Annotated in this window: 12 protein-coding genes; 4 read left to right on the forward strand and 8 right to left on the reverse strand. The window is 72.3% G+C overall.

Annotated features, from left to right (window positions below):
* Positions 1 to 32: 32 nt before the first annotated feature.
* The 3 genes from IFT36_RS12045 to IFT36_RS12055 all read right to left on the reverse strand — a co-directional run bounded on the left by IFT36_RS12045 (position 33) and on the right by IFT36_RS12055 (position 2,803).
* Positions 33 to 641, reverse strand: coding sequence for a signal peptidase I (locus tag IFT36_RS12045; RefSeq protein WP_200413247.1), 609 nt, complete (start codon positions 639 to 641; stop codon positions 33 to 35).
* 11 nt (positions 642 to 652) lie between these two features.
* Positions 653 to 1,408 (reverse strand): acyl-CoA dehydrogenase, encoded by a 756-nt coding sequence (locus IFT36_RS12050; RefSeq protein ID WP_200413248.1) that lies wholly within the window; start codon positions 1,406 to 1,408, stop codon positions 653 to 655.
* A 228-nt stretch (positions 1,409 to 1,636) separates the two neighbouring features.
* Positions 1,637 to 2,803 carry a cysteine desulfurase family protein gene (locus IFT36_RS12055; protein WP_056046118.1) on the reverse strand — a complete coding sequence of 389 codons (1,167 nt, stop codon included), beginning with the start codon at positions 2,801 to 2,803 and terminating at the stop codon, positions 1,637 to 1,639.
* A 78-nt stretch (positions 2,804 to 2,881) separates the two neighbouring features.
* Between IFT36_RS12055 and glgX the strand changes: the two genes are divergently transcribed.
* The 3 genes from glgX to IFT36_RS12070 all read left to right on the forward strand — a co-directional run bounded on the left by glgX (position 2,882) and on the right by IFT36_RS12070 (position 6,238).
* Complete coding sequence (gene glgX / locus IFT36_RS12060; protein ID WP_200413249.1) at positions 2,882 to 4,927, forward strand: glycogen debranching protein GlgX; 2,046 nt, start codon at positions 2,882 to 2,884, stop codon at positions 4,925 to 4,927.
* Positions 4,924 to 5,427: a Cys-tRNA(Pro) deacylase gene (gene ybaK / locus IFT36_RS12065; RefSeq protein WP_200413250.1), complete on the forward strand. Its 504-nt coding sequence runs from the start codon at positions 4,924 to 4,926 to the stop codon at positions 5,425 to 5,427. Before glgX ends, ybaK begins: the two co-directional genes overlap by 4 nt.
* A gap of 169 nt (positions 5,428 to 5,596) precedes the next feature.
* Positions 5,597 to 6,238: a DUF1294 domain-containing protein gene (locus IFT36_RS12070; RefSeq protein WP_200413251.1), complete on the forward strand. Its 642-nt coding sequence runs from the start codon at positions 5,597 to 5,599 to the stop codon at positions 6,236 to 6,238.
* A gap of 10 nt (positions 6,239 to 6,248) precedes the next feature.
* On the opposite strand, the gene IFT36_RS12075 is transcribed toward IFT36_RS12070, so the two are convergent.
* Genes IFT36_RS12075 through IFT36_RS12085 form a run of 3 tightly spaced genes read right to left on the reverse strand, consistent with a single transcriptional unit; the run spans position 6,249 to position 10,456 of the window.
* Positions 6,249 to 8,366 carry an ABC transporter ATP-binding protein gene (locus IFT36_RS12075; RefSeq protein ID WP_200413252.1) on the reverse strand — a complete coding sequence of 706 codons (2,118 nt, stop codon included), beginning with the start codon at positions 8,364 to 8,366 and terminating at the stop codon, positions 6,249 to 6,251.
* Positions 8,363 to 9,460, reverse strand: coding sequence for an ABC transporter permease (locus IFT36_RS12080; RefSeq protein WP_159826324.1), 1,098 nt, complete (start codon positions 9,458 to 9,460; stop codon positions 8,363 to 8,365). The genes IFT36_RS12075 and IFT36_RS12080 overlap by 4 nt, the downstream gene beginning before the upstream one ends.
* 9 nt (positions 9,461 to 9,469) lie before the next feature.
* Positions 9,470 to 10,456, reverse strand: coding sequence for an ABC transporter permease (locus IFT36_RS12085; protein WP_056046129.1), 987 nt, complete (start codon positions 10,454 to 10,456; stop codon positions 9,470 to 9,472).
* Between the two features lie 219 nt (positions 10,457 to 10,675).
* Here IFT36_RS12085 and IFT36_RS12090 point away from each other — a divergent pair, with 219 nt between their 5' ends.
* Positions 10,676 to 12,349 (forward strand): ABC transporter family substrate-binding protein, encoded by a 1,674-nt coding sequence (locus tag IFT36_RS12090; protein WP_159826322.1) that lies wholly within the window; start codon positions 10,676 to 10,678, stop codon positions 12,347 to 12,349.
* A 30-nt stretch (positions 12,350 to 12,379) separates the two neighbouring features.
* Here the strand turns inward: IFT36_RS12090 and IFT36_RS12095 are convergent, their stop codons facing one another.
* Positions 12,380 to 12,925: a signal peptidase I gene (locus IFT36_RS12095; protein ID WP_285062817.1), complete on the reverse strand. Its 546-nt coding sequence runs from the start codon at positions 12,923 to 12,925 to the stop codon at positions 12,380 to 12,382.
* Positions 12,926 to 12,981: 56 nt separating this feature from the next.
* A partial coding sequence (locus tag IFT36_RS12100) for a hypothetical protein (RefSeq protein ID WP_200413253.1) occupies positions 12,982 to 13,276 on the reverse strand: 295 nt, incomplete at its 5' end.

Consider the following 13,276-nt stretch of genomic DNA (forward strand, 5'->3'; position numbering starts at 1 on the left):
GCCGCCACTCGACTCCCCGTCCACGGTCGCCCTCACCCTCGGCGGACGGCGCGGCGTCGCGTCGGCCAGAAGGCCAGCACGACGGCGGCACCGACGACGGCGACCGCGAGCCCGCGGGCCGGCGGGGTCGACATCGTCGTCAGGACGAAGCCGAGGCCCGGGGCCGAGGCGACGACGATCCGGGCGTCGCGCACGACGTAGGGATCGCGGTCGTCGGTGTCGTTGGCGTCGCCCCGCAGCACGAGGGAGCGCGCGGCGGCGTCGCCGGGCACGGCGGTCGTCGAGACGACCCGGTGGGTCACGGGGACGTCGAAGCCGGGTCGGGGCACCGTGACCACGTCGCCGGGCCGCACGTCGGCCGCCGCGATCGCCCGGGTGACGACGGCGCCGCCCGCGGGCACGGTGGGACTCATCGAGCCGGTCAGGACGACCACGAGCGAGAGGCCGAGGACCGTCGAGACGGCGAGCCAGAGGAGGCAGACCGCGCCGACGAGGCCGACCACCGACAGCAGGAGCGTGCTGACGACGTCGACCGGTCGGCGGCGCGGGCGCCGGCGACGGCGCTCACGGCGATCCGCCCGGCGCGGCTCGACCTCGGGGCCCCGACGTTCCGCCCGGGGCCGGGTCACGGTGTCGACCACCGGTCGGCCCGTCACTCGACGCTGGTCGAGGCGAACTCCCACGCCGGGGCGGCGGTTCGGCCCTGGAGCGTCGAGCTCGCCGACGTGGCGGCACTCGCCGGCAGGGTCACCTCGAAGCAGTAGAACTGCGTGGTGCCGGACGCGGCGGCGAGTCGTTGGGTGGCCGTGGCGCCCGTCGACGAGAGCGAACCCGTGGCGATGGTCGTCGGCGCGGTGAATGCGGCGGCGGTGCAGGTCGGCGCGGCACCCCCGGCCGTGACCTCGACGGTCGCGACGCGGACGGTCAGGGCGCTGAAGAGCGCTCCCCCGGCATCGGCCACGGTCACGCCGGTGGCGGGCACCGCGGCCCGGACCTGCACGTCGGCGGGGACGCTCGTCGTGGCCGTCGTCCGCAGGGCCACGCCCGAGTAGACGCTCTCGCCCGGGCTGAGGGTCTGCGCGCCCGGCGTGAAGACCGTGCCGCGACCCGGTGCGGTCTCGTAGTCGGAGAAGCCCGCCGTGTAGGGCGAGGTGACGCTCTGCTGCACCTCGAACGTGCCGGTGCCGATGCCGGGGCCGCCCGTGCCGTCCCCGGCGTAGACCCACTCGCTGTCGGTCCAGGCCGCGACGGTGTAGCCGAGTCCGCCGACGACGAGCGCACCGCCTGCGGCGAGCGCCGCGACCTTGCGGAGGCGACGAGGCCTCGGCGCCGACCGGTCGAGCGCCTCGACGTCGTCGCGCGGGACCTCGTCGCGAGGGGTGTCGGAGGCAGAGCGGTGCTGCGACATGGTGGTGCTCCTGATCCGCGTCGCCTGGTGGGGGCGGCGCTCGGGGTGGTGCGATGGACGCCCGTGGTGAGCGGGCGGCGGGCCGGGATGCGGCGGCGGCGCGGGGTGGTGGGGCCCGGCCGGTGAGGCGTGCTCACGTGTGTTGGGGACGAGTACACCACCCCCGCGCGGGGGCGACAACCCACCCGTTCGGGGGTCGTGGCCGGGGTGCCCTGCCCGGCGGCCGGATCAGCGGGCGCCGAGCACCGGGGCTCGGTCGGCGTAACCGGCCGTCGTGGCGCGCGCGACGGCGGTCGGGAGCGCCGCGAGCAGCGCGTCGACGTCGGCCTCGGTGCTCGTGTGGCCGATCGTCATGCGGAGCGCACCGCGGGCCGCGTCCGCCGGCAGGCCCATGCCGAGCAGCACGTGCGACGGTTCGGGGATGCCCGCCTGGCAGGCCGATCCGGTCGAGACGCTGACCCCGGCGGCGTCGAGCAGGAACAGCAACGAGTCGCCCTCGCACCCGTCGAAGGTGAAGTGGGCGTTGCCGGGCAGCCGGTCGACGGGGTCGCCCCGCAGCACGGCCCCGGGCACCGACGCCAGCACCCCGGCGATCAGCCGGTCCCGCAGCGGCTCGTAGGCCCCGTGCGGCTGCTCGGCCGCCACGGCGAAGGCGACCGCGGCCGGGGCGTCCTGCGTTCCCGAGCGCACCTGTCGCTGCTGTCCGCCCCCGTGGATCAGGGGGACGACGGTCGCCGACCGCGACAGCACGAGCGCACCGATGCCGATGGGCCCGCCGATCTTGTGGGCGCTGACGCTGAGCGCCGCGAGCCCGGAGGCCGCGAAGTCGATCGGCACCTGCCCGTAGGCCGCGACGGCGTCCGAGTGCACCGGCACCCCGTGGGCGGCGGCGAGCGCCACGACCTCGTCGACGGGCTGCATCGTGCCGACCTCGTTGTTGGCCCAGAGCAGGCTGACCAGGGCGACGTCGTCGTGCTCGTCGAGGGCCGCGGCGAGGGCGTCGACGCGCAGCCGGCCCTGCTCGTCGAGCGGCAGCCAGGTGACGACGGCGCCCTCGTACCGTTCGAGCCACTCGACGGTGTCGACGGTGGCGTGGTGCTCGCCGGCGGGGACGAGGAGGCGCGGCCGCGGTCGGTCGGACTGCCTCGCCCACCACAGTCCCTTGATCGCGAGGTTGACCGCCTCGGTGCCGCCCGAGGTGAAGACGATCTCGATCGGGTCGCAGCCGAGGGTCGCGGCCACGCGCTCGCGGGCCTCTTCGAGGACGCGCTTGGCGTTCTGGCCGGCCGAGTGGATGGACGACGGGTTGCCGACCGTGCCGAGCGCCTCGGCGTAGGCGGCGATCGCCGCCGGGTGCATCGGCGTGGTGGCCGCGTGGTCGAGGTAGACGCTCATGTTCGGGTCCTCAGGCTGGGTGGGGCGGTGACGCTCGATGATTTCGGGGCCGACACGCGCCTCCTCTACTGTAAACGCGTGACCGACCCCGACCCCCTGCGCGATCTCGGCATCCGTTCCGGCCCCGACGGGCCGACGCTGCGCGTCTGGTCGGCGTCGGCGTCCCGGGTCGACGTCGTGATCGACGACGCCCCGCACGACCGTGTCGTCCCGATGGTCCGCGACGAACACGACGTGTGGAGCGCCACCGACGGCGCCCTCACCCCCGGGCGCCGGTACTGGCTGCGGGCGGACGGCCCCACCGGGGGCGGCAACGCCTTCGATCCCTCGCTCGAGCTGCTCGACCCCTACGCGCGCGGGCTCGGTCGCACCGGACGTGGCACCTGGCAGTCGGCCGTCGTCGACGAGTCGTTCGACTGGGGCGGGGTGTCCAAGCCCCGCACGCCGCTCGACCGGGTGGTGGTCTACGAGGCGCACGTCCGCGGCCTCACCCGCCTGGCCCCCTTCGTGCCCGAAGAACTGCGCGGCAGCTACGCCGGCCTCGCGGCCGAGTCGACCATCGCCTACCTGACCGGCCTCGGCGTGACGGCGGTGCAGCTGTTGCCCGTGCACCAACACGTCGACGAGCAGCGCCTCGTCGCGCAGGGCATCGAGAACTACTGGGGCTACAACACCCTCGGCTACTTCGCCCCGCACGCCGCCTACGCCAGCCGCGACGCGCAGCTGGCCGGCGCCTCGGCGATCCTCCGCGAGTTCAAGGGCATGGTGCGCCTGCTGCACGAGGCCGGCATCGAGGTCTACCTCGACGTGGTCTACAACCACACGGCCGAAGAGGGCGAGGTCGGCGGCCCGGTCACGAGCCTGCGCGGTCTCGACGGCTCCGGCTACTACCGACACGACGCCGAGGGTCGGCCGGTCGACGTGACGGGGTGCGGCAACTCGCTCGACACGAGCACGCCGGCCGCCTCGCGGCTCGTCCTCGACTCCCTGCGGTACTGGGCCGACGAGGTGCAGATCGACGGCTTCCGCTTCGACCTCGCCGCCACCCTCGGACGCGGTGCGGACCACGTCTTCGACCCCGATCACCCGCTGCTGAGCGCGATCGTGGACGATCCGGCGCTCGAGGGCGTCAAGATGATCGCCGAGCCGTGGGACGTCGGCATGGGCGGCTGGCAGACCGGCGCCTTCCCCGACGGCTGGATCGAGTGGAACGACCGGTTCCGCAACCGGGCCCGCGACTTCTGGCTGACCGACATCGCCGCCGCCCGGTCGCAGGGCGCACCCCCGTCCGGGCTCGGCAGCTTCGCGTCGAAGCTCAGCGGGTCCAGCAACATCTACGCCCACGAGCGCGGTCCGCTGTCGGGCGTGAACTTCGTCACGGCGCACGACGGCTTCACCCTGCTCGACCTCGTGTCGTACGACGGCAAGCACAACCTCAGCAACGGCGAGGACAACCGCGACGGCACCGACGACAACCGCTCGTTCAACCACGGCGTCGAGGGCGACAGCGTCAACCCGTGGATCTCGGACGCCCGCCGCCGCTCGATGCGCAACCTGCTCGCCACCCTCTTCGTGTCGGCCGGCATCCCCATGCTGACCGCCGGCGACGAGCGCGGCCGCACCCAGCACGGCAACAACAACGCCTACTGCACCGACAGCGAGCTCACCTGGGTCGACTGGTCCGACGAACCCTGGCACCGGGACCTGCGCGACGACGTCGCCACGCTCTCCCGGCTGCGAGCCGAGAACCCCGCCCTGCGCCCGTCGCGGTTCGGCCTCGACGGCGCCTGCACGCTCAGCGCCAACGAGATGTCGTGGCACTCGGCCCCGGGCGACGAGATGCGTCCCGAGGAGTGGAACGACCCCGCCGTCCGCACGATGCAGTACCTCGCGACCTCGACGCCCGAGCACGAGGCGCCCAACACGGTCCTCGTCGTGGTGCACGGGGCCGAGACCGCCGTCTCGGTGACGCTCCCCCGACACGACGGGGTGACGGCGTACGAGGCCCTGTGGTCGAGCGACGACCGCAGCCTGCCGCAGGCGACGGCCCCCGGTGACGACCTGCTCGTCTCGGGGCCGACCGTGGTGGTGTTCCGCGCCACGACGACCGAGGCCGCCTCGTGACCGGCAAGGCGTCCGGAGGGGCGCGCGGCCCCGCCACGCCGGCCACCGTCGCGCTCACCACGGCCGGCATCCCCTTCACGGCCCACACCTACGAACACCACGACACGGCGACGAACTTCGGCGAGGAGGCCGCCGCCGAGCTCGGCCTCTCGGCGGAACGCGTCTTCAAGACCCTCCTGGTCGACGCCGAGGGCACCCTCGTGGTGGGCGTCGTCCCCGTCTCGGGTCGCCTCGACCTCAAGGCGCTCGCGGCCGCCGTCGGGGCCAAGAAGGCCTCGCTGGCCGACCCCGCCCTGGTCGAACGCCGCACGGGCTACGTCGTGGGCGGCATCAGCCCCCTCGGGCAGCGGACCGCCGCGACGACCGTGGTCGACGCGAGCGCCGCCTCCTTCGCCTCGGTCTTCGTCAGCGGCGGGAGGCGCGGGTTCGACATCGAGATCGCACCCGACGACCTCGTGCGCGCCACCGGCGGCTCCTACGCGGCGATCCGTCGCGACTGACCCGCGCCGCGCCTCCTCGGATCTGCGGCCACGCCGCCACGCCGCCACGCCGCCACGCCGCCACGCCGCCACGAAGTAAACAATCCGCCACGCGAAAACGTGGCGGGATGTCGACCTCGTGGCGGGATGGCCGAATGCGGCACGGGCGACGCGGGCTAGGGTCGGGCGCATGACCGGCAGCCCGGCCCGGGTCGAGGGCACGCTCACCTCGTGGGACGACGACCGCGGCTTCGGGTTCCTCACCCCGGCCTCGGGACGCGGCCGGGCGTTCGTCCACATCACGGCGTTCAGCCGCGGCACCGCCCGACCCCGGGTCGGTGACGCCTACTCGTACGAGGTCGACCGCCACGGCGACCGGGGGCCGGCCGCCGTGCGGGTGTCCTCCGTCGGATCGAGCTGGACGGCGCCCCGGGGACGAGCCCCGCGCCCGACACGGGCCGGCCGGGTCGCGCTCGTCGTCGGGCTGCTGCTCGTCGTGGCCGTCGCGGTCGTGGTGGGTGTCGTCGCCTCCACCGGGCCGTCCGCCCGGATCGACGGGGCCCTCCCCTGGCTCGTCGCCACAGCCGTCGCCCTCGGCCTGGTGACGGCGGCGGTCTACGCGGTCGACAAGTCCGCCGCCCGTCGAGGACGTCGCCGCGTGCCCGAACGCGTCCTGCTGCTGCTCGGCCTGCTCGGCGGCTGGCCCGGGGCCCTCGCCACCCAACAGCTGCTGCGGCACAAGACGAGCAAGCGGTCGTTCCAGGTCGCCTTCTGGGGCACGGTCGCCGTGAACGTGGCGGTCGTCACCGCGGCCTCCGCGCTCGTCGGCTAGCGTCCGGGCCTCAGACCAGCTGCTTCTCGCGGGCGAAGTGGCACGCGGCCGTGTGGTCGGCCCCGTCGCGTCCGTGCGGCAGCATCGCGGGGACCTCGTCCTCGCAGCGCGACCGCTGGGCCTCGGGCAGCATCGCGTAGAGCGGGCAGCGGCTGCGGAACCGGCAGCCGGTCTGCTTGACGGTCGGCGTGGGCGGGTCGCCCGGCAGCACGATGTGCTCGCGTGCCCGCTCCTTGACGGGGTCGGGCACCGGCACGGCCGACAGCAGCGCCTGCGTGTACGGGTGCAGCGGGTGCTCGAACACCTCGTCGACCGGGCCCGTCTCGACGGTGCGGCCGAGGTACATCACCGTGACGCGGTCGGCCACGTGACGGATGACCGAGAGGTCGTGCGACACGAAGAGGTACGACAGGTCGAGCTTCGCCTTGAGCTCGGCCAGCAGGTTCAGCACGCCGGCCTGGATCGACACGTCCAGCGCCGACACCGGCTCGTCGAGCACGATGAGCTTCGGGTCGGCGGCGAGCGCCCGCGCGATCGAGATGCGCTGCCGCTGGCCACCCGAGAACTCGTGGGGGTAGCGCGTCGCGGCGGCGGGCTCGAGCCCGACGAGGCGCATCAGCTCGGGCACCCGACGCGACACCTCGTCGCGGGGTCGACCGATCGCGAGCAACGGCTCGGCGATGATGTCGCTGACCGGCTGCCTCGGGTCGAGGCTCGCCATCGGGTCCTGGAAGACCATGGACACGGCACCGCGCAGCCTCTTCACCGTCGACCCGTCGAGCTTGCGGTCGAGGGCCGTGCCGAGCAGCTCGATGGTGCCGGCCTCGGGCACCCGGAGGTCCATGATCTCGTGCAGCGTCGTGCTCTTGCCCGAGCCGGACTCGCCGACCAGGCCGAGGGTCTCGCCCTCGCGGACGTCGAGGTCGACCCCGTCGACCGCCCAGACGCTGCCCACGCGTCGCTTGAAGACCGACCCCTTGGTGAGCGGGAACGTCTTGACGAGCCCGTCGACGTGCAGCACCCGGTCCCGCTCCGCCCGCGGGACGGCAGCCAGGCCCGAGGTCGGCACGGGCGGCAGGTCGTAGACGTCCTCGGGGTCGGTGCCCTCCCCCACCAGCTGGTCGGCGTGCAGGCAGGCCGCGCGGTGACCCGTCTCGACCGCCGGAGCCTGCTCGAGCGCGGGTTCGTCGACCCGGCACTCGGCCGTCGCCAGGGGGCACCGCGCCGCGAACGGGCAGCCCGGCGCCAGCGACAGCAGCGACGGCGGCGTGCCGGGGATCGGCACGAGCGGCTGGTCCGACCGCTGGTCGAGGCGCGGCAGCGCACCGATGAGACCCACGGTGTAGGGCATGCGCGGGTGGGCGAAGAGGTCGTCGGCCGTCGCCGTCTCGACGACGCGGCCGGCGTACATCACGGCGATGCGGTCGGCGAACCCGGCGATGACGCCGAGGTCGTGGCTGACGAACAGCAGCGCGGCCCCGGTCTCGCGCTGCGCCGTGCGCAGCACCGAGATGACCTGCGCCTGGATCGTCACGTCGAGGGCCGTGGTCGGCTCGTCGGCGAGGATGACGTCGGGGTCGTTGGCGATCGCCATGGCGATCATCGCGCGCTGCCGCATGCCACCCGAGAACTCGTGCGGGAACGAGTCGACGCGTCGCTCCGGCTCGGGGATGCCCACGAGCCCCAGCAGCTCGATCGCCCGCTCACGAGCCTGCTTCTTCGTGCCGCCGCGGTGGATCAGGACGGTCTCGGCGATCTGCTGACCGACCGTGTACACCGGGGTGAACGCCGAGAGCGGGTCCTGGAAGACCATCGCGATCCGTTTGCCGCGGATCGCCGACATCGCCTTGTCGCCGCGGCCGAGCAGTTCTTCGCCGTCGAGCGTGATCGACCCCGTCACCTTGGCCGTGGCGGGCAGCAGGCCGAGCACGGCCAGGCTCGTGACCGACTTGCCCGAGCCCGACTCGCCCACGATGCCGAGCACCTCGCCGCGGCGCAGCGTCAGGTCGACGCCGCGGACGGCGCGCACGTCGCCGTCCGGGGTCGGGAAGGTCACGGTGAGGTCGTGCACCTCGAGCACCGGAGCCGAGGAGGCGCGGGTGCGGTCGACCGGTTCGGTGAGCGTCATGCGCGCTCCCCCTTCTCGTCGTTCGTGCGGGTCGGCGCCGGCGAGCCGACGTCGGCCCCGGGGGCGGGGCTCGCGGCCTCGGAGACGCCGCCGGTGCGCCCGAGCGGCACCGCGCCTCCTCGGCTCTCGGCCGTCCGCCCGCGCGTGGGACGGCGACGACCGGTGCGCCCGGCCGTCGAGGTCGGGTCGAGCGCGTCCCGCAGCCCGTCACCCAGCAGGTTGCTGGCGAGGGCGAAGACGATCAGCGCACCGGCCGCGAAGAAGAACAGCCACGGCTTGGTGGTCGCCGCGCTCTGGTTCTGGGCGATCAGCGTGCCGAGCGAGACGTCGGGCGGCTGCACGCCGAAGCCGAAGTACGACAGCCCGGACTCGGTGAGCACCGCGGCCCCGATGGCGATGGTGGCGTCGATCACGAGGAACGAGGCCACGTTCGGCAGGATGTGCCGCACGATGATGGTGAAGTGGCCGATGCCCATGTACCGGGCGGCCCGGATGAACTCGCGCTCCTTGATGCTGAGGGTGAGCGAGCGCACCACGCGGGCCGTGATCATCCAGCCGAACAGGGCGAGCAGGGCCACCAGGATCAACCAGCCGTACTGCTTGAGGCGCGGCGAGAGGATCGCGATGATCAGGAACGACGGCAGCACGAGCAGCAGGTCGACGAAGACCATCACGGCCCGGTCGATCCAGCCGCCGAAGTAGCCGGCCATCGCGCCGAGCATGCCCGCGATCACCGTCGAGAACAGGGCGACCAGCAGGCCGATCAGCAGCGACTTCTGCAGGCCGCGCGCGGTCTGTGCGAAGACGTCCTGGCCGATGTTGTTCGTGCCGAACCAGTGCGCCCCGGTCGGCGGCGACGACAGGGCCGTGTAGTCGATGTAGTTGTAGGCGTACGGCGAGACGAGCGGGCCGACGAAGGCGAAGACGAAGAGCAGCACGATCGTCACGAGCCCGACGGTGGCCCCGCGGTTGGCGAACAGGCGACGGAAGGTCAGCGCGAAGCGGTTCGTCGACGTGGCGGCGACCTCTTCTCGCGACTCGGGCACGACGGCGTCGGACGGCCCCTCGAGCAGGTCGGGTGTGAACCGGGTCATGGGGCGGCCCTACTTCTGCGCTCGGACGCGCGGGTCGAGCACCGCGTTGAGCACGTCCGACACGAAGCCGGCGAGCAGCACGACGACGGCGCTGTAGAGGGTGTAGGTGACGACGACGTTGATGTCGTTGGCCTGGACGGCGTCGATGAACCAGGCGCCGAGGCCGTTCCAGGCGAAGATCTTCTCGGTGAAGGTCGCACCGGTCAGCACCCCGAGGAACGCGAAGGCGAACAGCGTCGTCATCGGGATGAGCGCGGTGCGCAGCCCGTGCTTGAAGATCGCCGGCCGACGTCGCAGGCCCTTGGCCCGGGCGGTGCGGATGTAGTCGGCCTGCAGCACGTCGAGCATCGTCGCCCGTTGGTACCGGCTGTAGACGGCGATCAGGCCGACGCCGATCGAGATGGTGGGCAGCAGCAGGTGGGCGATGCGGTCCCAGGCGATCGTGCCGAGCCCGCCGGTCAGGTTGGGCGTCGCCTCGCCCGTGAAGGTGATCAGCTGGTACCCCAGGACGTCGTTGAGCTTCGTCGCCCCGATCTTGAGCAGCACCGCCGTGAGGAACACCGGCGTCGAGATCAGGACGAACGACAGCACCGACGACACGCGGTCCGAGAACGCGTACTGCCGGATGGCGTTCCAGGTGCCGACCACGACGGCCAGCACGATGCCGAGGATCGATCCCACCAGCAGGAGGCGCAGGCTGACGCCCAGCCTCGGCCCGAACTCCTGCGCCACCGGCTTGTCCTGGATGGTCTGCCCGAGGTCGCCCGTGAGGGCGCCGCCGACCCAGTGCACGTAGCGCTCGCCGAGAGGGTCCTTGTCGTTGACCCCGATCGAGCTGAGCTTCGCGTCGACGATCTCGGTGGACGGACGCGGGTTGCGGTCGGCGTAGACGGAGCGCGGGTTGAGGGTCGCCGAGGCGAGGAAGTAGGTGAGCGACGTCGCGATGAAGACCAGGGCGACGTAGTACACCAGCCGGCGGGCGAGGAATCGAGCCATGGCAGATCACACTAGACGTACCCCGCGGCCCGACCAGCTGGCCAGGTTTCGAGCGTGTAACAAATTCACATGAAAGTTTGCGTGGATTCAAGGCGTCCGTACATTTGGGCACACGCGGTCAGCTCTCGGGAGGTGTCGCGACGCGTGCCCGCACGAGTCGACGACGATGCAGCATCTCGTCTGATCAGCACTTTTCACCACCCTTCAGTTCGGAGTGCCATGAAGATCACGAAGAAGCTCGGCCTCGCGGCCGGCCTCGTCAGCATCGCTCTCGTCGTCACGGCGTGCAGCGGTGGCGGCGGCAACGACGGCGACGGAGCCGCGAAGAACGGCCAGTTGTCCCCCGACGGCGACATCAACGCCACGGCGGCGGCCGACGTCGAGCAGGGCGGGACGCTGACCCTGCCGCTCAGCCAGCTGCCCTCGCAGTGGAACTACGGCCAGCTCGACGGCGCCCTGGCCGACGCCTCGCTGATCGAGAGCGCCGTGCTGCCCCAGCCGTTCCGCATCGACGAGAAGGGCGTCGCGCAGATCGACGAGAACCTCGTCACGAGTGCCGAGGCCACCAGCGAGGACCCGCTGGTCGTGACCTACGACATCAACCCCGACGCGGTGTGGAACGACGGCACCCCGATCACGGTCGCCGACTTCCAGGCCTGGAAGACCGCACTCGATGGTTCGAACCCCGAGTACCTCGTCGGCAGCACCCTCGGCCCCGACCGCATGGCCTCCGTCGAGGCGGGCTCGAGCGACAAGCAGGTCGTCGTGACCTACGCCGAGCCGTTCTCGGACTGGAAGAGCATGTTCGCCCCGCTCTACCCCGCGAGCCTTTACAACGACCCGAACGCCTTCAACACGGCCTACGTCGACACCCTGCCCGTCTCGGGCGGCCCCTACGAGGTCGAGAAGATCGACACGACCGCCCAGACGGTCACGATCGTGCCCAACGAGACCTGGTGGGGCGACGCCCCGAAGCTGGACTCGGTGGTCTTCCGCGCCCTCGACAGCGACGCCGACGTCGACGCCTACCTGAACGGTGAGATCGACTTCGTCACGGGCAACTCGTCGGAGCGCTACGACCGCCTGAAGGACGCGAAGGACACCGACATCCGGGCGGCACCGTCGGCTCGCTACACGCACGTCGACTTCAGCACCAAGGGCGTGCTCGCCGACGAGAAGATCCGTCAGGCGATCCAGCACGCGGTCGACCGCGAGGCGCTCGGCAAGGTCATCACGGGCACCCTGCCCTACGAGCTGACCACGCTGAACAACCACCTGTTCCTCAGCACCGACGGCGCCTACCAGGACAACGCGAAGGAGACCGGGAACTACGACGTCGACGAGGCGAAGAAGATCCTGGCCGACGACGGGTGGGAGCTGAACGGCGACGTGCTCGAGAAGGACGGGAAGCAGCTCGAGATCGCCGTGACGATCCCGTCCGGCACGCCCATCTCGCAGCAGCTGTCCGAGGTCATGCAGAGCCAGCTCGCCGCGGTCGGCATCAAGCTGACGATCAACGCCGTCAGCGTCGACTCGTTCTTCGAGGACAACGTCACCCCGGGCAACTACGACATGACGATCTTCGTCTGGGCCGGTACCGGCTACCAGGCGTCCGGCGTCAGCATCTACAACTCGGACGAGCAGGGCCAGAACTACGGTCGCGTCTCGAGCCCCGAGATCGACGACCTGCTCAGCCAGGCCGTCGCCGAGGGCGATCCCGAGAAGGCCGCCGACCTGTACAACCAGGCCGACGAGAAGATCTGGGAGATCGGGCACTCGATGCCGATCATCCAGGCGCCGTACATCTCGTTCCAGAGCCCCGAGCTCGCGAACTTCGGCGCCCGCGCCGGTGCCAGCGACGTGGACTGGACGGTCGTCGGCTTCACGAAGTAGGCGCCTCCCCCGGGCCCGTCCGGCCCCCGCTCAGCGCGGGGCCGGGCGGGCCTTCCGCGTCCCCGCCCGCCGTCGCTGCGCCTCCACCAGGCCGGCGGCCACCGAGTAGCCCGCGTAGCCGAGCAGAGCGATCGCCAGCAGCGGCACGATCCACGACCGGGCGTCGCCGTTCACGACCTGGTTGACGAAGCCGAGCCACGGCACCGAGTACCACAGCGTGCCGCGGACCTGTTCGGGCAGCACGAGCGCCTCGTCGGGTTCGGAGTTGTTGTCGCCCTGGGTGACGAACGCCGTGCCGCCGTCCGACGACGACACGATCTCGGTCACCCGGTGGCTGATCACCTCGGGGCGGCCGCTCTCGATCTGGTAGGTCACGACGTCACCGATCCGGATCTCGTCGGTCGGGGTCGGCTTCACCACGATCAGCGTGCCCGGGGGCAGCCGCGGCTCCATCGAACTGGTCAACACGGTCAGGGGCGTCGCCCCCGCGACCTTCGGCACGACGACCAACACGGTCGCGAGGCCGAGCACGAGCACGAACAGCCCCGCACTGAGGCCGAGGCCGAGAGCGTGCACCAGCCCCTTTTCGCGCACAGCGGCGCGGCGGCCGCTCACGGCGGCGCGGCGGCCGCTCACGGCTGCTCCCCCGAGGGGTCGACCTCGTCCGGGCGACGGCGCCCGACCGCCACGAACGCGCCCGACAGCACCGCGATCGCCGCGATCAGCAGCGGCAGCCAGCTGCCCCGCAAGGGCTCCGGCACGAAGTCGTCGAGCACGTCCAGGGAGTGGACGGGCAGCTCGGTGTCCGCGCCCGACCCGTCGGCGGCCCCGCGCGAGGCGCCGTCGCCGACGGAGGGCGCCGTCTCGTCGGCCGCACCGGCCGAGGAGGCGCGGGTCGCCAGCGCCTCGATCGTCGCGCTCGAGGCA

It is taken from the genome of Frigoribacterium sp. CFBP 13605 (genome assembly GCF_014839405.1).
In the GTDB taxonomy this organism is placed as follows: domain Bacteria; phylum Actinomycetota; class Actinomycetes; order Actinomycetales; family Microbacteriaceae; genus Frigoribacterium.

Bases quoted from the DNA above. Each gene is read 5' to 3' on its own strand.
- IFT36_RS12070 (WP_200413251.1), top strand. From the start codon at position 5,597: ATGACCGGCAGCCCGGCCCGGGTCGAGGGCACGCTCACCTCGTGGGAC.
- IFT36_RS12080 (WP_159826324.1), bottom strand. From the start codon at position 9,460: ATGACCCGGTTCACACCCGACCTGCTCGAGGGGCCGTCCGACGCCGTC.
- IFT36_RS12050 (WP_200413248.1), bottom strand. From the start codon at position 1,408: ATGTCGCAGCACCGCTCTGCCTCCGACACCCCTCGCGACGAGGTCCCG.
- IFT36_RS12075 (WP_200413252.1), bottom strand. From the start codon at position 8,366: ATGACGCTCACCGAACCGGTCGACCGCACCCGCGCCTCCTCGGCTCCG.
- IFT36_RS12055 (WP_056046118.1), bottom strand. From the start codon at position 2,803: ATGAGCGTCTACCTCGACCACGCGGCCACCACGCCGATGCACCCGGCG.
- IFT36_RS12085 (WP_056046129.1), bottom strand. From the start codon at position 10,456: ATGGCTCGATTCCTCGCCCGCCGGCTGGTGTACTACGTCGCCCTGGTC.
- IFT36_RS12090 (WP_159826322.1), top strand. From the start codon at position 10,676: ATGAAGATCACGAAGAAGCTCGGCCTCGCGGCCGGCCTCGTCAGCATC.